The following is a 22,316-nucleotide window of genomic DNA, read 5'->3' as shown; positions in this document are numbered from 1 at the left end:
GACCCCGTTTTGTCTTTAGATATTTCCAGAGACTCGTTCCAAAGAGCCAAGAATTACGTCAGCCTGCGCCAACAGCAAGGGCGCGTCCCGCTCGATAGCGAATTGAACGAGGGTACCGACCTACAGGCCGAAGAACTCAGGCGTGTTGTGCAAGAGTTGATCTGCGCGCGCGGTACCCCTGATGAGGGGTTCAAGATTGGTTTCACCGGTGACGATCTTGATGGTGATGGCATAGCTGATGGCGTATCCACATACGACTTTGACATCGCAACTGGAACCTACTGGATCGGCGGTCGACGGTACGATAACCCAGAGAACACCACGTTCCTCAGTCAGCCGGACTGGTTACAATTGCAAGAAGGTCCCACTGTTCTCCCGAACATTCCGAACGCACCCCAGTTCGACTTTGTCTATCTTGAAGGGTGGGAACAGGATGTCAGCGCGACCGAGGATAGTGAACTCTTTGAGCGGGCGATCGTTGGTGCAGATGGTGCTGGACGTCGGCGCCGGATGGAGCGCGTGCATGTGGTTCAGGATAGCGCCGATAGCTGTCAGGATGCGATGGATGCTGCTTTCCCGGACTTCACGTTTGATCCCGACACGAAGGCGCTGGTCAGCGGCGCAGGTCTGACCGTTGATTTTGCGGACACGGGCGTAAGCGATGACCTTTGTGCCCCGCAGGTTCAGGGCGGGTTTCTGGGTGCCGAAAACGAAACATTCCGGGTAAAGTTGACCGGTCCCAATCGTTTTATCTGGGGACGTGACAATGCCTCGCATCTCTACCGCGTCAGGCTGGATGCCGTGGCCGGCGATCCCGCCGCCGTTCCGCCAATTCCGCCCCGCACGCAGGTGTCATTTGTCACGCAGCCCCGCGACGTGCATGCGCATCCGTTGGCGGGACAAACGGTCGAGCTTTTGCGTTGGAATACCTTGTTGCCCAACGGTGAAAAGCTGGCTGAGCCATTGGGCGCCTTTGCCAATGTCACCAGCGACTATGATCCGTCTTCGGGTCAGGTTCTGATTGACCACGAACTGGATCCTGCGTGGAATGCGTGGTTTGCCGGTGATGGTGCGGACAATATAAATCCAATGGACGATACGGTCCCGACGTATTTCTATCTGCGTGTTTGGACGGGCGGCACCGGTGATGCGGATAATCCCGATCATCTGATCCCCGATCAGGCACCAGCGCCGGGTGACACTGACCTGACGTCGACCATTATTGCTTTGGGCGATACCGGCCTGACGGTGCAGTTCTTGCAGACATCCGTCGGGACCTATGGGGTGCCGGGGGATTTCTGGGTGGCAGCGGCGCGACCGAATGCGCCAGATATCGTCACGCCGTGGCGATTGGTTGACGACACAATCGAGACACCGCCGCCCGCCCCGCCTATGGGACCGATGCGGCATGTTGCGCCGCTGGCGATTGTTGAATGGACGGCCGCGGCGATTGCCGGGTCGGCACTTCCGATCGTGCATGATTGCCGCGAGAAATTCCGCAAACTTTGTCATGTGGAAACCTGCTGCGAAGTGACCGTCGGAGATGGCGAAGAAAGCCACGGTGATACCAATTCCATTGCTGATGCAATCAGTCGCTTGCCGGTGGATGGTGGCAAAGTGTGTCTGCTGCGCGGCACCTTCAACGAAAGCGTGACGATTGACGGACGGTCCAACATCACGATTTCCGGGTGTGGATCCGAGACTGTTTGGCGGGCAGAAGCTGGCGCACCGGCGCTGACCCTGACCAATGCGTCAGGCATCAAACTGACGAATTTTGACATTGAGGGCGATGATCGATCCGTCATCATGGCAGGCGCAGATGACGGACCAACACCGGCAGATGATGCATCGCGCGAACTGACCTTTGACAAGATGGTGGTCCGTGGGCGTGATCAGGCCGCCATCTGGCTGAATGATTGTGCGGAAACGATCATCTCAGATTGCCGCATCGCGATGCGGGCGCTCAGCGTGTCACGTTCGCAGGACCCTCTGATGGGTCTGCATCCGGCAGTGTTTGTGCTTGGCGATGACCTGCGGATCACCGGAAACCGGATCGGGCTGGACGGAGAGATCGCAACAGAACTCCGCCCGATGGGTGGTCTGCATGTTGGCGGCGGTTCGACAGATGTCATCATCCGCGACAATGAAATCGAAGGTGGCAAGGGCAACGGGATCACGCTTGGCCATGTTGAGTGGATCGCCGGCGATAGCACGGTGACGATCACGCCGTGGTCTTGGTGGTTTGACGTTACCATCAACGAAGCCGGTTGCTTTGTGTTTGACTATGGTGTGACCCCGCCCACGGTTTCATCGCAAACAGAGTGGGAACCTGTTTCCGGCGGAGAGATCGCCAATCTGACGATTGAACGCAATGCGATCAGGAACATGGGGTTGTCCGGGATTTCGGTGTTTTACTTCTTCGACCTCAATCAGTTTGACGACTTTATCGCGCTCAGTACGGTACGGATCGCGGACAACCTGATTTGCAACAATCTGACAGGCGACCTTGCAACCCCCGGCTTGTCGCGCGCCTATACCCAAAGCTATGGAGGCATTGCGCTGGCCGCAGTGGATGATCTGGTCATTGATCGGAACCGGATTTGCGACAATGGCTCTGCCAGCGAAGCACCCCTCTGTGGGGTTTTCGTCCTTTATGCGGAGGGTGCGACACTTAACAACAACGAGATTTACGGAAACGGAGCACCCGGCGAAGATGCCCCGGGTCGTTTTGGGGGCATCAATGTTGGCTGGTGCGTCACGCGTTACGATGCGGAAAACCCAGATTCCGTTGCGGCAGTGGCGTCGCGCAGAGCTGCCTTGTCCATGTCCCAGAATTTTGTCGATAGTCCGAATGGACAGGCGCTGAAAGTCGTCGCACTTGGTCCTGTAATGGTGAACAACAATCGTCTGATCGGCGCGCTGCGTGATCCGACGATCTTTGCCCAGATACTGAGCCAGTTCTTGAATGCGAATATCGCGGGACCAGGCCTCGGGGCCTTTATTGCCTCGCTGTTGTTGATCAACAATATCTCGCGTGGGACCTTTGCTAACGTCTCAACCGCGCTTGCCGAAATCGCCATTGAGATATTGGGCGGCTCAGCGGTGTCTGTGTTCAACGTGGGTTTTCTGGAAGAGTTCACAGATATCTTCCCCGATGGTCAGGACGCAGAGATCCGTGTTGGCGGAGAGACGTTGTTCAACGACAACCAGGTGAACCTGATGCCGAAACCTAGCAGGGTTGGTGCGATTACCAGTTCTGTTCTGGTGAGTAGCCTCGATGATGTTGGCATGGCTGATAATCAGATCGAAATCGATCGCGGTGCGCCGCAGGCATTGGTGAATGCAATGGCGTTGGGCGCGAGTGTCAGGATGACAGGCAACAGGATGCAGGAAACGCTCACCCAATGTCGGTTCTCGGGCTGGGCCTATGCGATCATTGCCGCCAATCAGACGTCAAACCAAGGCACACATTGTTTTATTGCAACGTCATTCTTTGGCACAGGCGGACAGTTTGCTATTTCCACAGACAATCAGTCTATTGGCGAGATCATCTTCCAAAGGTTCTTTCCAAACATCGAGAGCCTGCGCTGCGACTATATCGGCAAGTATCTGTCGGATCTCACGGTGAACGGAGGCATTTTTGACTCGTTTAATCAGGAAGATACTGACAATGGCGGTGAAGGTGGCCCGTCGGTCCTGAATATCCCGGCAGATGCCATTTTGTCAGAACCGACCGGCTCAGCGGATACGCCCACCACTGACGGCCCAATGACCGCGCAGCCTTGGCCAGAGGTGGTCCCTTGCGCCAACGCAGAACTGGTGCGGGTGCGCGATTTCCGTCTGCCGCTGAGGGACGATGTGCTGTGGACCACAGACCAGATCGAGGCCTGTTTGCGCGATGAAGGCCTACAGCACTGCTATGTGCAGCGCAAAGTCGAGAAGGTCGAAGAAGTTGGGATGGTGTTTGCGCAGCAACCAGAAGCCAACACCTGCGTATCAAAAGGTACCACGGTGTGTCTCTGCATCGGTGCCTTGGAAGGCAACGACAACTGTAACTTTGATGACTGCAAAGAACGCGGACAAGAGGCGGATTTCCGACTGACCCTGGAAGCACGCCAGCGTCTGGCCGAGCAGAACGCCAAGGATCAGGAAGCGATGCGCGAACGGTTACATAATAGCGTGGACTACCGCCTTGGCGCTTACGCGTTTCTTGACGCCCAAACATCACATTTGAGAAGGAAGTAAGCCATGAAAAGCATGACGCCAAAAGCGCCCCGCACCGATGATCTTGCCGATCTCACGGCGCTTCCGGAGTTTAACGCTATGTCACGCGTTGGGTCGATGAATGTCGGGGCGAGCCATTCAAAAACCCGCGCAAAACAGTTGGAGCGCGATGCCAAACGGGCCGACGCACGCGGCAATACCAAGCGCAGTGAAGTGCTACGCGCCAAGATTGCGGCGGTCACGGCAAGAAATGGTGCTGTTGAGAAGCAGATGCAACGCGAACAAATCCGCCAAATCCGCCCGGTCGATGGTGTGCAGGTCTTGCAAGGCAGGCTTAGCGAAGCGGGTTTGGGCAAGGCCGGCCTGCGTCTGGATCTGATTGATCAGCAAGGGGTCTCGCAGGGTTTTGCTGTGACTGATGAAGCGGGTAGCTTTGTTTTGCGCGCGAACAAGGAATTGATCGCGCAGGCCCGTATGGTCGTATCTGATGGGGGTGGGGGGCTACTCGCCACCACACCGGTCACCGCCGAAACACCAAGCTTTATCGAGCTGGATTTGGCCAATGCTATCAGTACAAAAGAACCTATCGTCGATCCCCTTGATACCGCAAATGTCGAGGTCCCCGAACTGATCGGCACCACGGTATCGGCTGCCAAGGACCTGCTTGCCGGGGTTAAACTGAACCTTCAGATCGAGGATGTGCGCACCAACGCGCAACCGGCAGGTCAAATTCTGGCGCAATCGCCCGAAAAGGGCGCGCGCCTGTCTGTCGGATCATCAGTGTTGCTGAAGGTTGCGGTGGCGGACCAGGTGAATGTGCCTCAGGTCAAAACTATGTCCGTGAAAGACGCGATATTCAGCCTGCGTGCCGCAGGTCTTGATTTTGATGTTGTCGAAGACAGCGCGTCGCCCCTCCCGTCGGGTCAGGTGTTGGAACAGGCACCCGGCGCCGGCCAGAAGGTTGATCGCGGAGCGACTGTCAAGCTGACCGTCTCAGCCGTTGAGGGGAAAACCAAGACGCTCACCATGCAGGACTTCACCGGGGAGAGTTTTCGCGAAATCGCACCAAAGCTGACTGAAATGGGCTTCAAGATCGGGCATGTGTCCTATCAGAAGGACGTGCAGCACGCTGGCATCATTCTTGCCCACAGACCGCAGAAGGGTGAAACGACAAACCTGGATCGACCCGTCGATCTGGTGGTTGGGGTTGGCGAGGCCCGCGCAGATGTTGCCAGCCTAATCGCCAACATGGCCGTTGATAGCCGCGTGACTGACGCAGGTGTTTCATCCGACGCAATCAGCACGTTGCGGGGCAATGTAACCAGTCTGGCAAAGATGAAAGAACTGATGGAGATGAGCGGGCCTGATCTTCGCAAGCTGGACAAAGATCTGACGGCAACCCAGTCCGTGCAGCTTGCAAATGCGGCAAAACGCATTGGTGCGACGATCATGGAGGCGCGCGAGGTGTGAACCAGCGTGCATCACCTCAGCTTCAGGCCAAGGACAAACCGAAACGGCAGGTCAAGGGCCCGGTTTTGCAGCCCAAGTTGGCCATTGGTCCGGCACGGGATCGCTATGAAATGGAAGCGGATCGTTTGGCCGATCGCGCGATGTCGCGCACCGGTCAGATGGCACCGGCCGCGGCACCAAGTATTTCGCGCCTAACAAGTGGGGCCGTCCAGCGGGCGCAAAAGGCGGGAACGACCTCTTCTGATCTGAAGTCACGCGCTGAAGAGCTGGATGAAGAAGAAACCACGGTCCAGCGCGCCGCCGCGGGCCCGAGTGTGGCGCCGCAGTGCGCTGAAGCCTCAATTGGACGCATGCGTGCTGCGGGAGGGCAGCGACTGGATGCACCCACGCGTCAGGCGATGGAACACGGACTTGGCACCGGACTTGGGGATGTCCGCATTCACAATACCGCGCAATCGGCCAAAGCAGCAAAGGATGTTGGCGCGCATGCATTCACGGTTGGACGCGATGTATTCTTCGGGGCAGGGCAGTACCAACCGGCGACATTGGGTGGACAACGGCTCTTGGCGCATGAATTGGTTCATACCGAACAGCAGCGTGGACTGGGTGCTTTGGCGCAGACAACAGCGATCCAGCGCAACAATGATCCCAATCAGACCCCGAAAACCAAAAACGACGATAAGGTCGAAGAAGATCTTTCGCCCAAGCCGTTCAAAACAAAAAACAATAGAGGGACGTTCACGCCAAAATCTGGCGGTGGCGGGGTCATTGAATTTGCAAATCTGCGCATCCCAAAGATTGGCGGTAAGCCGAAAGGAAGCACCGAAGCCCCGCATCCGGGCGTTTCCGGGAAGGGAAGCCCATTGGAACCCGGCGGCGATTTTGAGTTCAAGGGATCCTCATCACGGGACACATACGCCAGCCGCGAATGGGCAAAGGAACTGTTCCTCAAGAAATCCGAGACAGAGATTGAGCCGTCGCTGGTCAATCTGATCCCCCGCGAGGTTAAGAACTGGGATGAGAAACATTCGCTAAAAGGAAAGGGCAACGAACGGATATTTTACCTGCGGCTGGACGGTGAGAAGGCGTCGAATGCGAAAAAACTGTTCTTTGGTACCGTTGAACAGCTTGCTGACAGCAAGACCCTTAAGATTCCACACTGGGACCGTCACGGCAAAAAGCCCAGCTATGGTTTTGATGTCGACCATTCGCTTGAACTGCAGCTTGGCGGGCTTGACGACTTTGAAAACTTTTGGCTGCTCAATGCGTCGGCAAACCGAAGTTCAGGCGCAAAGATTGCAAATGCGTTGCGCGGTGACATTCAGCAAGGCATCGCAAATATTGATAAGAAAGGTCATTTTGGCGACGGGGGCGCGACGAAAAAGCCGACCTTCGAGCGCTTTGAATCCGGGGCGGCGGGCGAAAACTGGACGCTGCGTTTCAAGGGCTATCAGAACCTCAAGATCAAGAACCAAAAGGGACCCTATTGGCTGGCCAGCGAAATACGCGAGGGCCTTCACCTTAAACATCTGGAAGTGATGACCCATAAGGAGTTGATCGCCGAAGGTATCAAAATGACGGACGAAAACGGTGAACCGGTGACCCCGGACATCGTGAATTTGTTCTTTGGTGCCGGAGGTGGATTTCGCCGCCGCATGAAGGTCAACAAAGATGGATCGGTGCAACCGGACGGGCGTGCAAAAGGGTTTCTGGGCGGATTTGATTTTACATCCGCTGAGGTCAATACAGCCGAGGTCAAAAGCCCCTATGTCACACGGATCCACGGTACCGCCTTCCGCCGCAAAAGGGGAAAGGCGCTGGTCGATGACGAAGGCAAGCGCTTTGAGACCCAGTTGGGTGGTGAAAACGGCATCGGGGTGTCGGCAATTGACGGTGGGGGTTTTGCCGGCCAGATGGACACGGGCAACCTGACAAAAGCGATCCGGGCACTCAAACCCCATCTGAGCAACACAAGCCCGATTTCATTCGATGAAGGTGGCGTCAATGAAAACGGGATGCTGTGGGCCGTCGGTTCTGTTCTCGCAACCAAGAAACTCTTGAAGGACTTCAGCTTTCCAATTCATTTGTTGGGCAATGACATCTTTGTCGATGTTCCCGTGCCCGTCGAGAAGCTGAGCCTCGGGCCGGTATCTGTCACAGAGGCGAGCATCAGAATAGGTGTCGGCGAAAACGGCGCGTTCCTTAGCGGGATGGCGGCGTTTGAGATTGATCGTTTGGGAAGTGGATCGGTTGAGGCACGGGTCGAGGATGGGAACACTGTCCTTGGTGGCACGTTTAACTTTGCGCTTGATTTTCTTGATCCCGCGGAGGCCAGTGTCACATATAATCTGACCAACGACACGCTGAGCCTGACCCTTGATGCAGGCATTGGTGACGGGAAGATCCCGGGCGTCAGCGGTGGCAAGTTCTTGGTGACTTTCACAAGGGACGCGATCACCGGCAACGGGCATGTGACCCTCAAGGGTCCATTGGCCGGAACCGTTGTTTCCATGACCTACACTACCGAAGACGGGCTGAAGCTCGGTGCGGATAACATCCCGCTTCCGGTCAGTAATATTCCCGGTGTCAAATCGGCCAAAGCATCGCTGTTTGCATCGCAGGACCCGGAAACAGGTGCGTGGGGGTTTGGCGGCAGAGGGACCGCAGACATCGACATCGCCGGAGCCACCGGCACACTTATGGTCGCCGTGGACGGCGAAAAACTCACAATCGGCGGTCTGTTGGCGGTGGCAAAAGGGCCGGCCAAGGGTGGCATTTCTTTCACCGCGACCAATGCTCCGATGGACGAAGAGGGTAACGTTGTTGAGGGTCCTCCAACCGACGCGTTCACGGTCTACGGCAAGGGGTTTGCAACGATCACCTTTGGCGACGTGATCAAGGGCACGGCATCCATTGAGCTTAAGCCGGACGCCAGCATTACAGTATTTGGTGAGATTGCTCTGGCGAAGGACTACGAGCTTTTCAAGAAGAAGGACTTTTCGCCAACCAAACCGTTGGTTGATCTGAAATCGCCAGAGTTCCCGATTTTCTCGGTTGGTGTCGGGCCAGTGTCAGTCGGCATCAATGGCAGGGTCGGGGGGTCGTTCAGCTATGTGGCCTATGTCGGGCCTGGCAAGCTGACCAACTCAAAAATCGCCGCAGAAATGGATTTGGACAAGCCCGATGAGGCTGTGGTCACGGGCACAACCACCTTTGAGATGCCCGCCTATGCCGGTCTGGTGCTTGGTGCTAATGTAAGTCTGATCGCAAGGGCGACAGCACTTTATGCGCGCGGGACAATTGGGATTGATGCAAAAGCGGCGCTGCGTGCTGATGCGTCGGCGACCGTGAATGTCAGCTGGAGCAAGGCAGAGGGTCTAGAGGTTGAAGCAAGAGGCAAGGCTTCGGTTCAGCCAGAGCTGGTGTTTACCGGGTGGGCCGAACTTGCGGCCGGGGTGGATTATCTGGGCGAAAAGACTTGGGACATGGGCAGACGAGAGCTCGGCCGGTTTGGTCCCAATCTTAGCATGGGGTTGGAAGTTCCCGCCAAGTGGAGCGAAAAGGAGGGGCTTCAGTTTTCGCTTGATGACATTGTTATTGATACCCCAAGCCTGAGCGGTCGTGAGCTTGCGGATGATGCGGCTGACCGGTTTTTCTGACGCTGGATCGTTGGCTTCACAGCTTGGCAATCTTGATAAGAAATTGGCGAATTTGCCTGCGCTCTTCTGTGCTGAACTCTGCCATCATGGCATCGTCAAAGCGCTGGGCTTCGTTGTAGAGGTCGGCAAAAACATGTTTGCCGGCCTTGGTCAGTTCCAACATCTCATGTCGTCGGTCATCGGACATTTCTTCGCGGACCAAATAGCGTTTGTCCTCTAGGGCACGCACGGCGCGGCTGACCTTGGTTTTGTGCGTGCGCGCGCGACCGCAGATGTCCTTGGCTGTCATTCGGCCATAGCGACCAAGGTGAAACACGACGCGCCATTCGGTACGTAGCATGCCATATTTGGCTTTGTAGTAGCCCTCGAAATCGCGGCCTGTGGCGTCTGCTGCTTGGTTCAGCAGGTAAGGCATGAAGTCGCGGAGATCGAAGCTGGGGTCATCTGTCATCTTTATGGAATTAGATATTGTTAGTTACATTTGCAACTACTAGCTTTTCGACAGTGACCATGAGGATCATCAGATGAACAAAGGTGCCGCCCCAACGGAAATGCACATCGCGTCTACCCAAGTTGGTACGCATCCGGGCTATATGCCGGGTTTTGGCAATGACTTTGAGACAGAGGCGCTTCCGGGGGCCTTGCCGCAAGGTATGAATTCACCACAAAAGGTGAACTACGGCCTTTATGGTGAGCAGTTGTCAGGCACAGCGTTCACCGCGCCCAGCCATCAAAATGAACGAACATGGTGCTATCGCATCCGCCCATCGGTCAAGCATACCCATCGGTTCACCAAGATTGATCTGCCCTATTGGAAATCTGCCCCGCTGGTTGATCCTGACGTAACATCGCTGGGTCAATACCGTTGGGATCCGATCCCGCACGCGGACCAACCGCTAACATGGTTAACGGGCATGCGGACCATGACAACAGCGGGTGATGTCAACACTCAGGTTGGTATGGCGTCACATGTCTATCTCGTGACAAAAAGCATGGTGGATGCGTATTTCTATTCCGCTGACAGTGAGTTGTTAATTGTTCCCCAGGAAGGCCGGTTGCGGTTTTGCACAGAACTGGGTGTCATTGATATTGAACCGCAGGAAATCGCGGTAATCCCACGCGGCTTGCTTTACCGGGTCGAAGTTCTGGACGGCCCCGCGCGCGGTTTTGTCTGCGAAAACTATGGGCAGAAGTTTGCTTTGCCCGGCAGAGGGCCCATTGGTGCAAATTGCATGGCCAACCCGCGCGACTTCAAAACACCCGTAGCAGCGTTCGAGGACCGTGATGTACAGTCAACGGTCACGATCAAATGGGCCGGTCAGTTCCATGAAACCCACATCGGTCATTCGCCGCTCGACGTTGTTGCATGGCATGGCAACTATGCACCCTGTAAATACGACCTGCGTAACTATTGCCCGGTTGGGGCGATCCTTTTTGATCATCCTGATCCCTCGATCTTTACGGTGCTGACGGCGCCATCAGGGGTTGAAGGCACGGCAAATATCGACTTCGTGTTGTTCCGCGACCGTTGGATGGTGTCCCAAGATACATTTCGCCCGCCGTGGTACCACAAGAACGTCATGTCGGAATTGATGGGTAATATTCATGGGGTTTACGATGCCAAGCCCAAAGGCTTTGTGCCGGGTGGCATGTCTCTCCACAATATGATGCTGCCGCATGGGCCGGACAAGACCGCCTTTGAGGGTGCCTCGAATGCCGATCTGGGTCCAGAATACCTTGCTGATACGATGTCGTTTATGTTTGAAACGCGCTTTCCGCAGCATCTGACAAAATTCGCCGCCGATGAGGCCCCGTTGCAGGACGACTATATCGACTGCTGGGCCGACATCGAAAAGAAGTTCGACGGAACCCCGGGCAAGAAATAGGACCTGCCAGATATGCCTTTGATGAAAAGCTGGGTTGCCTCGGCCAATAGTGCTGAAACGCCGTTTCCATTGAACAATCTGCCGTATGGCGTGTTCTCTGTTGGTGACGATGACCTGCGCTGCGGCGTCGCGATTGGTGATATGATCCTTGACCTTGCTGCGGCTGGTGACATGGGACTTATCAGCGTTGATGACAGTGCGATCTTTGCTCTGCCTTACTGGAATGACGTAATGGATCTTGGTCCGGCAGCCTGGGGGGATTTGCGGGCGCAGGTCATCACCTTGCTTGGCGAGGGGGGGAACACACTAGCGCCGCTGGTTGCGCAGTCAGACGCACAGATGCATATGCCCTTCGCAGTATCGGAGTTCACTGATTTCTATGCAGGCATGCATCACGCCACGAATGTCGGAACGATGTTCCGTGGGCCGGAAAATGCGCTGCCACCCAATTGGCTGCATATGCCCATCGGTTACAACGGGCGTGCCTCTTCGGTTGTGGTGTCGGGCACTGACATCATCCGGCCCAATGGCCAAATCAAGGCACCCGATGCCCTGATGCCGTCCTTTGGTCCGAGTAAAAGACTGGATATCGAATTGGAACTGGGTGCCGTCATTGGTGGCAGTACCGATATGGGGCGACCCGTCACGGTGGCCGAAGCCGATGCCATGATCTTTGGGTATGTCCTGCTGAACGATTGGTCCGCACGTGACATCCAAGCCTGGGAATATCAGCCACTTGGCCCCTTTCAAGCGAAAGCCTTTGCCACCTCAATCAGCCCGTGGATCGTGACGTCGGCGGCGCTAGAGCCGTTCCGCACGACTACCCCAGTGCGAGAAATGGACCTTTTACCTTATCTGCAAGAACCGGGACCAATGCTCTTTGACATTGATCTCGCGGTTACAATGGCACCAGCCGAAGGGCGCGCGACGACGATTACGCAAACGAACTACAAAGAGATGTACTATTCCGCAGCCCAGCAATTGGCGCATCATGCTTCCTCAGGGTGTCCGATATCTGCTGGTGATCTGTTGGGATCCGGCACGATCTCTGGCCCCGCCAAGTCGCAACGCGGCAGCCTGCTTGAACTTACCTGGGGCGGCACGGAGCCCTTGCGCCTTGATACTGGCGAAACGCGTACTTTTATCGAAGACGGCGATACTTTGACGCTGTATGGCGCTGCAAAAGGGGATGGATTTCAGATTGGTTTTGGTACTTGTGCCGGTACCGTCAGACCGGCCCGTCGGTTTCCTACAACAAGCTAATGCAAGAATTGGGCGGCTTTCCGACTAGGTCGATCCGTGTGACCTGTGTCATGCGCCATTCGTGAACGCATCAAATTTGTCCTTGATCGTCATGGCGGGGGCAGCCAGCGGGATCAGGCGTTTCGTCAACCCATGCATGGGAATTGGCGCAATGGGACGCACCGGGAACGGCAGATCATCGTTAGGCGCGCCCAGCAACTTGTTCGATAGCGTGCGTCCCATGACCGACGTCATCGCAATCCCACGTCCGCTAAAGCCAAGACCCGCCAGCACGCCGGGCGCGGGTTCATGCAAGTGTGGCATCATTTCAGGCGTCACAGCGATACGTCCGGCCCATTTGCGTGCGATCGGGATGTCGGCAATGTGTGGGAAGACGGTGCGCAGGCCACCGCGCAACCGCTGAAAACTCAGCATATCGGCGTGGTCCGTGCTGCCAACACAGCCGAAGATCAGCCGTTTATCGCGGTCATAGCGTGCGTAATAGATTGCCAGACGCAGAATCCGAGACTGTCACCGACCCGGGCAGCACCGTTTCCTGCTGCTCGGCGCTAAGCGGTTGCGTTGCGAATGAAACGCTGACCAGCGGGTGAAACGTTTTGCGCAAGTGAGGCCATAGGTCTGTTGTGTAGCCATTCGTAGTCAACACCACATTTTCCGCGGTGATTTCACCATTGGCCGTCGTGGCCCGCCACTTTCCATCGCGGCGTTCCAGTTTGGTCACTGCTGTGCCTTTGAACATCTGTGCGCCGCGTGCGATGGCCGCTTTGGCATAGCCCCGTGTCAGAGAAAGGGGTTGCACATGCCCGCCTGCGCTGTGTTTCAGGGCCCAGCGATAGGCCGGCGAACCGCTGACCTCTTGGACAGTATCGCCTTCGATTTCGGTGATATCTGCGCCGGCGGCTGACCAGGCTTCGCCAAGCCGACGCATAGCTGTGACAGCCCTTTTTGTGTGCGCTGCCTGTACCCAACCGGCCTGCACGGCGTCGCAATCGACGCCAAATCTGCGGATATCAGTGAACAGGTCGTCGGCGGACTTAAGTGTCGTTCGGATCAGAGTTTCGCCCTGCGATGGGCCAAACATCTTTTTGATCTCTTCGGGCGTTTTCCGCCAGATCGGGTTGCACTGTCCTCCGCTACGTCCCGATGCACCCCATCCCACATCCTTGCTATCAACCAAGGCCACAGACACGCCACTGTCAGCCAGTCCCAACGCTGTACGACACCCCGTTAAACCTCCGCCGACGACAAGAACGTCAACGCTCAACGTGCCGTTGAGTTGTTGGAGTGCGGGGGCAGCCGACGCCGTGACCGTCCAGTGAATTTCCTCTTTGACAGGTATCGCCAACAGGCTCTCCGATGTGTTTTACATTGCAAAACTATAGTATCGTTAAAAGAAACTAATCCTCGGTTGATAATCCGTCAACGTGCACTTCACTCCACGCGTTGTTGTGAGCTGCTGATCATGAAAAAGCCTGCTGCTCGCACTGAAAGACCTCACACCCACTAAGTTTTGGAATACGAGAAAACTGTTCCATTTGTATCAGATTGCTGTTTTGCTCGGGTCGTCGCTCATCGCATAAAGTCAGCCACCGGCACAGTCAGGCCCATTGAAATGCAAAGTTCTATCGTTCACAAGCTTCTGGCTCTGCTTTCGGTGATCAGTGAAGCAAAGAAGCCGCTAACATTCTCTGAGATTGTCGCGAAAACCGGCCTGAACAAGAGTACGATCCATAGGTTGTTAGCGATCGGGGTCGAAGAGAATGTGCTCCGCTTTGAAAGCCAGCAGAAAGTGTATCTGCTTGGTTCACGGGTGTTTGACTTGGTCCGCAATGCTTACAGCGGTTACGACATTCAAGAAATCGCATTGGACGAGATGATCCGCCTGCAACGCCTGTTTGACGCAAATGTGACGATTGGTGTGCCAAGCGGTATGGAGGTCGTCTATTTGCGCGTCCTTGAATCGTCGCAGGCGATGGGTGGCGTGCAGCGGCCCGGCCTGCGGGAACCTGTGCATTGTTCTGCGTCGGGCAAGGCCCTGCTGGCATTTTGGCCATCAGCGATTCTCGACGCCAAACTACACGACTATGACTTCACACGACTGACCGCGCGGACAATCACCAACCCGACAGATTTCAAACAAGAGCTCCGGTTCGTCCGAAAACACGGCTATGCCCGCAATGATCGCGAGGAATACGACCATTTCCTTGGAATATCCGCCCCAATTTTCAACTACATGGGCGAAGCGATCGCAGTTCTTAACATGTGGTCGTCCTACCCCCGGCACACGATCGAGGATCTGATGGGGTGGAGTGATGAATTAATAGCATCGACGCGCCAAGTCACCGGGATGATCGGTGGTATCGCGCCTGATTTGTCGGGCGTGCCTGATCTTTGATGGTGATCGGCCGTACGACTGGGGCAGTCGGTTTTGCGAAACGCTAGCTTATTTGGCGTTTTGGACTGATAGTGTGTCTCAAACTGGCATGCTGCGCCGGGCACTTGACCATTGTATGGTCTCGTTCGGGAAAGACTTGAAAGGATCCGTGCGCCTTGTTTCCATGCATTGCAGGGCGAAAGAAAATAATTGACGGCCTGAATGATTCATTCCTAATCTTGTTTTGCGAAATGATAGTTTCGCATTGCGAAACTAAAAGCGTCACATAAGCACGCGAAATATCCAACTGGGAGAAAACGATGAAAAAGACAATTCTAGGCGCAGTTCTCGGCGTCGCCGCAGCACTGTCCACCACAACCGCTTCTGCTGATGGCCATGGTGAGATCACCGTGGCCTACTTCCTTGAGTGGCCAATGCCGATGATGGTCGCAAAGGCCGCTGGCACATATGACGAAGCGCTTGGCATGAAAGTGAACTGGGTTTCGTTCGAAACCGGTGTTGCAATGTCGGCTGCGATGGCATCCGGTGACGTTCAGATCGCACTGAGCCAAGGTTTGCCACCTTTTGTGGTTGCAGCATCCGGCGGTCAAGATCTTCAGCTGGTTGACGTCGCCGTCAGCTATGCGGAAAACCAAGGTTGCGCCGTGCACTCTGATCTTGAAATTGACCTGGCATCAGCAGGCGAACTGGCCGGCAAGAAAGTGGCCGTTCCACTTGGAACTGCCGCGCACTACAGCTTTATCCGTCAGATGGACCACTTCGGTGTGCCGCTCGACAGCCTGCAGATCGTTGATATGCCTCCGCCAGAAGGTGCAAACGCACTGGCACAAAAGGCCGTTGATTTCGCATGTGGCTACGGCGGTGGCTGGGCGCGTATGCAGGAAGTCGGTGACGTTCTTCTTGATGGTACTGCAAAGCAAGAGATCGGTATCCTGGTGTTTGACGTGACTTCTGTTCCTGCATCCTTTGCGGCAGAAAACGGTGATACACTGGCGAAGTTCCTGAAAGTAACGGCAGACGCAAACGCTGAATGGAATTCAAATCCAACCGACGAAATGCTGGCCGTGATCGCTCAGGAAGCGGGTATGGATCTGGAAGATGCGCGGAGCGCGATTTCGACCATGTCCTTCCCATCCATCGAAGACCAGCTGTCCGAAGCATGGTTGGGCGGCACCGCTGCACCATTCATGAAGGGTGTTGCAGACGTCTTTGTGGAAGCCGGCTCGATCGACAGCGCACTCGACAGCTATGAAGGTGCATTGAACACTGCACCTCTTGAAGCTGCACGCGACATGTAAGCCAAGGCGCTTCGCAGAACCGAACCCGGCACGCAGGTGCCGGGTTCTCTTTCAAAGCAGCAAAGAATAGCTGCGGAAAAAATTTTTTGCAGACGGGGAACATCACGGTGTCCGGACTTTCCATTCAAGATATTTCCATGCGGTTCGACCTGCCCAACGGTGGTGCTGTTCAAGCGCTTCAGAACGTGTCGCTTGACCTCAAACCAGGCGAGTTGATGAGCGTACTAGGTCCATCCGGTTGTGGTAAAACAACGCTTCTCAACATCGTTGCAGGATTTTTGGCGCAAACGAGCGGTAAGATTGTGATGAACGGCCATGAAATCGCGGGGCCTGACGCAGAACGTGGGATGGTGTTTCAAAAAGGCGCCCTATTTGAGTGGATGTCCGTTCGCGAGAACGTCGGTTTTGGCCCGTCGATGAAAGGCATGCCAAAAGCCGAGAAAAAGGAAAAAGTCGACCACCTGTTAGACGTGGTGGGACTTCAAGAATTCAAAGAAAAAGCCGTGTATGAGCTTTCGGGTGGGATGCAACAGCGCGTCGCACTGGCCCGCTGCCTTGCCAATGATCCTGATGTGATCTTAATGGACGAACCGCTGGGCGCGCTGGACGCGCTGACCCGTGAAAAGATGCAAGGTCTGGTTCTGAAGCTTTGGAAAGAGACAGGCAAGACCATCATCCTGATCACCCACTCCGTTGAAGAAGCATTGTTGCTGGGCGAGCGTCTGATCGTGATGGCACCCCGGCCGGGACGAATCCATACAGAGTACCGACTGCCATTCGCGGAGATGGGCGTGGGTCAGGACCTGCGCGACGTGAAGAAACACCCCAAGTTTGGCGAAACACGCGATGAGATCCTCGCGATGATCTGGGACATGGAAGAAGAGATCATGGGCCGCACGGAGAACGCACAATGACCGGTATTTTCGTTCTTGGCATCTATATCGGCATTTTCATCGCTGCCTTCGTTATCGTCACAAAGATCATACACCGCGCAACGATCAAGGATTACACGTCGCTCAAGACAGTGACGTTTGGGGATGAAAGCGCCGTCCGTCCGAATAGGTGGGCTGGGGTTATCTCGATCCTGACGCTGTTTCTGATTTGGGGCATGTTCACCGGGTCCGCCTTGCTGCCCAAGTTCTTGCATGCTCCGGCACCGTTTCTGGGTAACCTCGAATTTACTTACACCGCAGAAGCAGAAGACGGGTCGCGCGACGATGCAACTGTCACTGTTGTTGTCCATCCGCGTGAGCAAGACACAGATGCACCAGAGGTCGAAGCTGGCGAAGGATTTGCAAAGAACGATAGTGCTGCAATCGCTGTCTGGCGGACAGGTCTTGTACGTGTAGACAGCAACGATGAGATCGGCCGAGACGCCGGCGCGAAAGTCGTGGCAATCAACGGTCAGGCTATCGCGCCCGGTGAAACGGTCAAGATCGAGAATGGTGCTGTCACGCTGTCCGACAGGGGGACGCCCAATGTGGCCCCGTTCCGTGGATGGCAGATGGAACCGCTTTATCTCCCGCCGCCTGAACAGGTGTGGACCCGCACCATTCAGATTGTGGATGAGGGCTTTCGGAACTTCACACTTTGGCAACACCTCGGATACTCTCTCTTCCGCGTTGTTGTTGGCTTCTTCTTTGGTGCGCTGATCGGTATCCCGCTGGGATATGCAATGGGCCTGAGCAACTGGTTTCGTGGCTGGTTTGACCCTATCGTTGAATTCATGCGCCCGGTGCCGCCGTTGGCCCTGATCCCGCTTGTGATCATTTGGTTTGGCATTGGCGAAACCGGTAAGATCATCTTGCTGTTCCTGGCTGCTCTGTGGATCATGGCCATCGCTGCGCGCTCGGGTGTCTCCGGTGTGAACATCTCTAAGGTACATGCGGCCTATTCATTGGGTGCCAACAAACGTCAGATCATGCGCCACGTCATTGTACCGAACTCTCTGCCAGAGATATTCACCGGTGCAAGGGTTGCGATGGGTGTCTGTTGGGGCACCGTGGTTGCCGCCGAACTGGTCGCAGCGGAACAAGGTGCCGGCATGATGATCATGGTCGCCTCGCGCTTCCAGAACACAGATATCGTCATCCTTGGCATCCTGCTGATCGGCGTCATCGGCTTTGGGATTGATATGCTGATGCGCTGGGCAGAGCGCTTGCTGGTGCCTTGGAAGGGCAAATCCTAAATCACTCTTGCAAACGTAAATATAGATAAGGGCCCCACGGGGCCCTTATATGTTGGCGGTCAAGACTTGACTGACATTCGGGCAAGGTGGGCGGTGCAGACGACGGCTCTACCGCCTCTGGCCGCATGCGCTCCTGCCAGTTCTGCTAAATCGCCTCAGAGCCCCGATGCTGTCGTTGCAAGCGCTTGGTTCTCGGCTGCGACCCTCTGCTGTACAGCGGCGCAGGCCTGTAAGTCGCCGGCCATGCAAGCGGCGTCGATTTGTTCACGGGCGGAAATCTCTGCTGGTGTTTCACAAGCGCTAAGGCCAAGGGCGGCAAGAAGTAGGTATCGTTTCATTGTTGTATCTTTCTCATTGTAAGCAACACCCACCGCAACAGATGCCAGGACCGAGATCCCAAAAGTGCACCTGCATGCGGTAGGCTATTCGTCGTTTTCGTGTGTGGTTGTGAGTGGTAAGGGGCGTAGATGTCTCCGGATCGGTTTTACTGGACCCTCTCTCGCACCATCACCCTTGTCTGTCGTCCAACCCAACAGGTTGAGACAGCGCTTTTCGATAACTTGTCGGGGTTTGACCGGTCAGCCGCTTAAAGGCGTTGTAGAATGATGACCGCGCGTTAAAGCCGACCTCGTAGGTGATTGCCAAAACGGTATCATCTGTCTTTGCCAGAAGCTCTTTTGCTTCAGCGATGCGGTAGCTGTTCACGAAGTCAAAAAAGCTCGCGCCGATCACTTCGCTGAGGGTCTGGGAAATATAGTTGGGAGAGGCGCCAACATGCCGGGCGAGCGCCCAAAGCGACAGGTTCGGGTCGCGGTGCAACTGGTCCGTCTCCATCGCCGCCCGCAGCTTTCGCGCAATTCGGGCCGACGCCTCGGGGTTGAGGGCAGATTTTTCATATTTTCCTGTGCGCTGTTCAGGCGTTTGCGCTTCATTACTATATGTTGAAGGCGTATCGCCCACGTCGGGCACCAAAGGCGGACGCTGCCGCAAACCCCATAATGTCAGTGTGGCAACAAGGGCCAGACCGGTGATACCGCCAAAGCCGAAAACGAAGGCCGATACAGTTGTCCGCTGCGGGTCCAGTGCCAGAAACTGCGTCCACACCGCGATCAGCCAAAATAGCGCTCCAAGACCGCCGATCATGTAGATCCAGCGAAGCTCGTGTTCTTCGGTGCTCGAATACACATCGCGTAACATGATACGGTAGCGCATCAAGCGGCGGACGATCAGGATCAGATAGCCGGCAATTTGTACGTAGATCGTCAACTGCAGCAATGCCACCATACTCAGCAACACGAGTGACCAGTCAGAGGCTGCTGATATCGCGTCATCATCGAGCAGGGTCAGCACATCATTTCGCGTCACCGCGATGAGCAGTCCGGTAAGTACCGCTAAAGCAGGCAGAAGAAGATGACGATAAAGGCGCACGGGCCCTTGCCCCGTCGGTGATGTCAAAGAATAGACGTAGATCCAGAAAAACGGGGCAAGGCACAACGAACTGGGAAACCAAATCATAAGATCCACCAGCTGAACAAGATCTTCATCTGTTCTATCAAGAATACGCCTGAATGCGTCCGGCGTGTTGTTCAGTGCCACCGCAGCCAAAAACATCGCAAAGTTACGACTGACATTGAAATGTTTTGTCTGGAACAGGCAAAGAGCGATACCAAACAAGGCAATCGCAATTGTGGCCGTACTCGTGATTTCAATGATGATTTGTTCCATGCCGCAACCTGTCTCAAACACGGCCCGGAGACCAGAGGGCAATCTGGGTGCCGCGCGCGAAAATATCTGTCCAACCCTGCCAAGATGGACGACATAGAACTGTTATCTGCTGATTGAGGGGAAACAACCATCTCAATCAAGGAAGAAAATATGTTGAAACAGATCCTCACAGGTGCGGTGATTTGCATCGGGACAGGGGCTTATGCCGACGGCGAATGGACCATCGGCATTTTGGGGGTCGGTACGACCGGCACCTATGAGGGAGAGGACGACACCGGTAGTCTTGTTCCATTTCTGACCTATGAGACCGAGAGGCTTTCTTTCGGTCTGGATGGTGTGTCTTATGACGTCCTCGATCTTCAGCAAGGGTCAGTCTCTGTTGTTCTTGGCTACCGTGAGGGCCCGGCATTTCCGGACAAGGACCCGTTGTTTGACGACCTCAAGCGCGAAGGCGCAGTCGAAGCAGGGCTCAGTGCGCAAATGGACTTTGGCAACGCCTATGTATTGTTGGATGCAATGACGGACGTTTCGGACGCACATGGAGGGATCGAAGCGAATGTCGCCTTTGGGTATGCCACCGCTACTGGCGACTTTATCGTAAGCGCAGAGGTCGGCGCACGGTACCGGGACGAGGATTTGAACCAGTACCTTTACGGTGTTTTTGCGGATGAAGTCACCGCAACCCGATCAGCATATGCCGCGGACCAGACTACCACGGTCTTTGCAAACATGGCCGCCATTTATCCAATCACGCAGAGCGTATCTGCCATTGGCGTGATTGAATATGAAGATCTGGGTCGCAATGCCGACAGCCCGCTTGTTGACAAGTCGGACGTGTTCGGGATTGGGCTAGGCGTGGTGATGTCTTTTTGAAGCTGGCCGCAAACAGAAAACGGCTGCTCTGAAACCTTGAGAGCAGCCGTAATATATCGAGATTGGATACTGGTTTGCGGTTACTGCGACGTGACCTGATCCATATAGCCATCAATCGCACCATTCTGGTTTGTCACAGCGGCACGCACTCTGCCGGTTTCAAGCTCTGCCGCGACAATCGCGTCAAAGCCGTGATTGCGTCCGTCGTGTGAGATAATTGGCCCGGGATGTACAAATACCCCAAGACCGGAGCCCCAACTGACCGGTGTGACCATGCGCTCGGCCAACGCGACAGGAAGAATTGCGTCGCGTTGGCCATTGAGTGACCGGACAACCCCGTGCAGAACCTTTGCAAGATCTGATGCGGTTGCCCAAAGTCCAGCGGCAGCGCTTTCGGGGTGTCGTCTAAAGCCGCCGGGCAGCGGCTGACCGTTGCTGTATGATCCATGCGCAAACGCTGCGGTTGGCTCTATCTCAAATGTTGCACGCGTCGCACCGATCGGGTCCAAGACTGCCGTCCTGGCAAATGTTGAAAAGTCAGTTCCGGTGACGTCTTCAATCAATGCTTGCAGTACGGTCGTGCCGCCACCGCTGTAGCTGAAACCTCCGAAAATCCTGCGACGTGTGCGAACGACGGCAGAGTTCGCAGGCGCGCGGCCCGCAAGGACATCCATCAGGCTGGGCAATGTTTCGTCTGGTCCATATCCAGCGAAACCATCAACGGTTGTCCCGGCTGTGTGTGACATCAATTCGGCGACGGTTGCATCAGCGCCGCGCGGCCCTGGTAGTTGCCAACGGCGCAGGTGTTGGTTTGCGGGGCGGTCAAGTGCCACGCGCCCGTCACGTACCAGGGTCATGACGGCCAGTGCATTTACAGTTTTTGAACAGGACGCCACTTGGAAAAGCGTCTTGTGGTCTACGGCAGCTTGCGGTGTCGCCATACCCCCATATCCAGACGAGAGGCGCCCCTCCTTGATTTCCGCAATTTGATAGCCGGGCACTCCGGGCGCTGCTTGCAGTGCGCCTGCGCCAGACGTCAAAAGTGTTGCCAAGCTTGTGGCAGAGAAAGTTCGTCGGTTCATCATAGCGATTTTCCTGAATAGTCGATGTCGTACCCAATTGGTGTCTTGGGTCGATAAACGCTGCATGCTTAGGGTCAGGAAGTCGCCCCGCCCGGCAGGGTTAGACAATGCTGTGCCGTTGTTTGAAGCGGTTGCGGATTTGCTGATAATGGATGCCGACGAAAGGTGTCGTGTGTTGTGCGATGGGATAGACCCAGTTTGCCGCGCATATGGGTGAGCGCGGACCTGGGCAGAGAGGGCGAGCGCTGTATTT

At 55.5% G+C, this 22,316-nt stretch carries 16 protein-coding genes; 10 read left to right on the top strand and 6 right to left on the bottom strand.

What is annotated here, in order from left to right; genetic code table 11:
- Positions 1-9: 9 nt before the first annotated feature.
- Genes ACZ1G5_RS06675 through ACZ1G5_RS06665 form a run of 3 tightly spaced genes read left to right on the top strand, consistent with a single transcriptional unit; the run spans position 10 to position 9,353 of the window.
- Positions 10-4,245, top strand: a complete 4,236-nt coding sequence (locus ACZ1G5_RS06675) for a DUF6519 domain-containing protein (protein ID WP_472732103.1) — start codon at positions 10-12, stop codon at positions 4,243-4,245.
- A gap of 3 nt (positions 4,246-4,248) precedes the next feature.
- Positions 4,249-5,694 (top strand): PASTA domain-containing protein, encoded by a 1,446-nt coding sequence (locus tag ACZ1G5_RS06670; protein WP_472732102.1) that lies wholly within the window; start codon positions 4,249-4,251, stop codon positions 5,692-5,694.
- Entirely contained in the window at positions 5,691-9,353 is a 3,663-nt protein-coding gene (locus ACZ1G5_RS06665; RefSeq protein WP_472732101.1) for an eCIS core domain-containing protein, read from the top strand. The genes ACZ1G5_RS06670 and ACZ1G5_RS06665 overlap by 4 nt, the downstream gene beginning before the upstream one ends.
- Positions 9,354-9,369: 16 nt before the next feature.
- Here the strand turns inward: ACZ1G5_RS06665 and ACZ1G5_RS06660 are convergent, their stop codons facing one another.
- Complete coding sequence (locus ACZ1G5_RS06660) at positions 9,370-9,804, bottom strand: MarR family winged helix-turn-helix transcriptional regulator (RefSeq protein ID WP_472732100.1); 435 nt, start codon at positions 9,802-9,804, stop codon at positions 9,370-9,372.
- A gap of 73 nt (positions 9,805-9,877) precedes the next feature.
- On the opposite strand from ACZ1G5_RS06660, the gene hmgA reads away from it, so the two are divergent.
- Positions 9,878-11,239: a homogentisate 1,2-dioxygenase gene (hmgA, locus tag ACZ1G5_RS06655; RefSeq protein WP_472732099.1), complete on the top strand. Its 1,362-nt coding sequence runs from the start codon at positions 9,878-9,880 to the stop codon at positions 11,237-11,239.
- Between the two features lie 12 nt (positions 11,240-11,251).
- Positions 11,252-12,502, top strand: coding sequence for a fumarylacetoacetase (gene fahA / locus ACZ1G5_RS06650; protein WP_472732098.1), 1,251 nt, complete (start codon positions 11,252-11,254; stop codon positions 12,500-12,502).
- A gap of 48 nt (positions 12,503-12,550) precedes the next feature.
- On the opposite strand, the gene ACZ1G5_RS06645 is transcribed toward fahA, so the two are convergent.
- Positions 12,551-12,952, bottom strand: coding sequence for an NAD(P)/FAD-dependent oxidoreductase (locus tag ACZ1G5_RS06645; RefSeq protein WP_472734287.1), 402 nt, complete (start codon positions 12,950-12,952; stop codon positions 12,551-12,553).
- A 16-nt stretch (positions 12,953-12,968) separates the two neighbouring features.
- Positions 12,969-13,847, bottom strand: coding sequence for an NAD(P)/FAD-dependent oxidoreductase (locus ACZ1G5_RS06640; protein ID WP_472732097.1), 879 nt, complete (start codon positions 13,845-13,847; stop codon positions 12,969-12,971).
- Between the two features lie 267 nt (positions 13,848-14,114).
- Between ACZ1G5_RS06640 and ACZ1G5_RS06635 the strand changes: the two genes are divergently transcribed.
- The 4 genes from ACZ1G5_RS06635 to ACZ1G5_RS06620 all read left to right on the top strand — a co-directional run bounded on the left by ACZ1G5_RS06635 (position 14,115) and on the right by ACZ1G5_RS06620 (position 18,383).
- Positions 14,115-14,897, top strand: a complete 783-nt coding sequence (locus ACZ1G5_RS06635) for an IclR family transcriptional regulator (RefSeq protein WP_472732096.1) — start codon at positions 14,115-14,117, stop codon at positions 14,895-14,897.
- A gap of 299 nt (positions 14,898-15,196) precedes the next feature.
- Positions 15,197-16,195 carry a taurine ABC transporter substrate-binding protein gene (locus tag ACZ1G5_RS06630; protein WP_472732095.1) on the top strand — a complete coding sequence of 333 codons (999 nt, stop codon included), beginning with the start codon at positions 15,197-15,199 and terminating at the stop codon, positions 16,193-16,195.
- A gap of 107 nt (positions 16,196-16,302) precedes the next feature.
- A complete protein-coding gene (locus ACZ1G5_RS06625) occupies positions 16,303-17,109 on the top strand; it encodes a taurine ABC transporter ATP-binding protein (RefSeq protein ID WP_472732094.1) in 807 nt (268 codons plus the stop codon).
- Positions 17,110-17,114: 5 nt separating this feature from the next.
- Positions 17,115-18,383: an ABC transporter permease gene (locus ACZ1G5_RS06620; RefSeq protein WP_472734286.1), complete on the top strand. Its 1,269-nt coding sequence runs from the start codon at positions 17,115-17,117 to the stop codon at positions 18,381-18,383.
- Between the two features lie 155 nt (positions 18,384-18,538).
- Here the strand turns inward: ACZ1G5_RS06620 and ACZ1G5_RS06615 are convergent, their stop codons facing one another.
- Both ACZ1G5_RS06615 and ACZ1G5_RS06610 read right to left on the bottom strand, forming a co-directional pair.
- Complete coding sequence (locus ACZ1G5_RS06615; RefSeq protein WP_472732093.1) at positions 18,539-18,721, bottom strand: hypothetical protein; 183 nt, start codon at positions 18,719-18,721, stop codon at positions 18,539-18,541.
- Between the two features lie 169 nt (positions 18,722-18,890).
- A complete protein-coding gene (locus ACZ1G5_RS06610) occupies positions 18,891-20,108 on the bottom strand; it encodes a helix-turn-helix domain-containing protein (protein WP_472732092.1) in 1,218 nt (405 codons plus the stop codon).
- 150 nt (positions 20,109-20,258) lie between these two features.
- On the opposite strand from ACZ1G5_RS06610, the gene ACZ1G5_RS06605 reads away from it, so the two are divergent.
- Positions 20,259-20,981, top strand: coding sequence for a MipA/OmpV family protein (locus ACZ1G5_RS06605; protein ID WP_472732091.1), 723 nt, complete (start codon positions 20,259-20,261; stop codon positions 20,979-20,981).
- A gap of 80 nt (positions 20,982-21,061) precedes the next feature.
- On the opposite strand, the gene ACZ1G5_RS06600 is transcribed toward ACZ1G5_RS06605, so the two are convergent.
- Entirely contained in the window at positions 21,062-22,066 is a 1,005-nt protein-coding gene (locus ACZ1G5_RS06600; RefSeq protein WP_472732090.1) for a serine hydrolase domain-containing protein, read from the bottom strand.
- Between the last annotated feature and the right edge of the window lie 250 nt (positions 22,067-22,316).

It is taken from the genome of Yoonia sp. JB2-21 (genome assembly GCF_055693545.1).
Note: the sequence above shows the minus strand (reverse complement) of the source record. Positions and strands in the feature narration are given on the sequence as shown.

Bases quoted from the DNA above. Each gene is read 5' to 3' on its own strand.
- ACZ1G5_RS06670 (WP_472732102.1), top strand. From the start codon at position 4,249: ATGAAAAGCATGACGCCAAAAGCGCCCCGCACCGATGATCTTGCCGAT.
- ACZ1G5_RS06660 (WP_472732100.1), bottom strand. From the start codon at position 9,804: ATGACAGATGACCCCAGCTTCGATCTCCGCGACTTCATGCCTTACCTG.
- hmgA (WP_472732099.1), top strand. From the start codon at position 9,878: ATGAACAAAGGTGCCGCCCCAACGGAAATGCACATCGCGTCTACCCAA.
- fahA (WP_472732098.1), top strand. From the start codon at position 11,252: ATGCCTTTGATGAAAAGCTGGGTTGCCTCGGCCAATAGTGCTGAAACG.
- ACZ1G5_RS06635 (WP_472732096.1), top strand. From the start codon at position 14,115: ATGCAAAGTTCTATCGTTCACAAGCTTCTGGCTCTGCTTTCGGTGATC.
- ACZ1G5_RS06630 (WP_472732095.1), top strand. From the start codon at position 15,197: ATGAAAAAGACAATTCTAGGCGCAGTTCTCGGCGTCGCCGCAGCACTG.
- ACZ1G5_RS06615 (WP_472732093.1), bottom strand. From the start codon at position 18,721: ATGAAACGATACCTACTTCTTGCCGCCCTTGGCCTTAGCGCTTGTGAA.
- ACZ1G5_RS06610 (WP_472732092.1), bottom strand. From the start codon at position 20,108: ATGGAACAAATCATCATTGAAATCACGAGTACGGCCACAATTGCGATT.
- ACZ1G5_RS06605 (WP_472732091.1), top strand. From the start codon at position 20,259: ATGTTGAAACAGATCCTCACAGGTGCGGTGATTTGCATCGGGACAGGG.
- ACZ1G5_RS06600 (WP_472732090.1), bottom strand. From the start codon at position 22,066: ATGATGAACCGACGAACTTTCTCTGCCACAAGCTTGGCAACACTTTTG.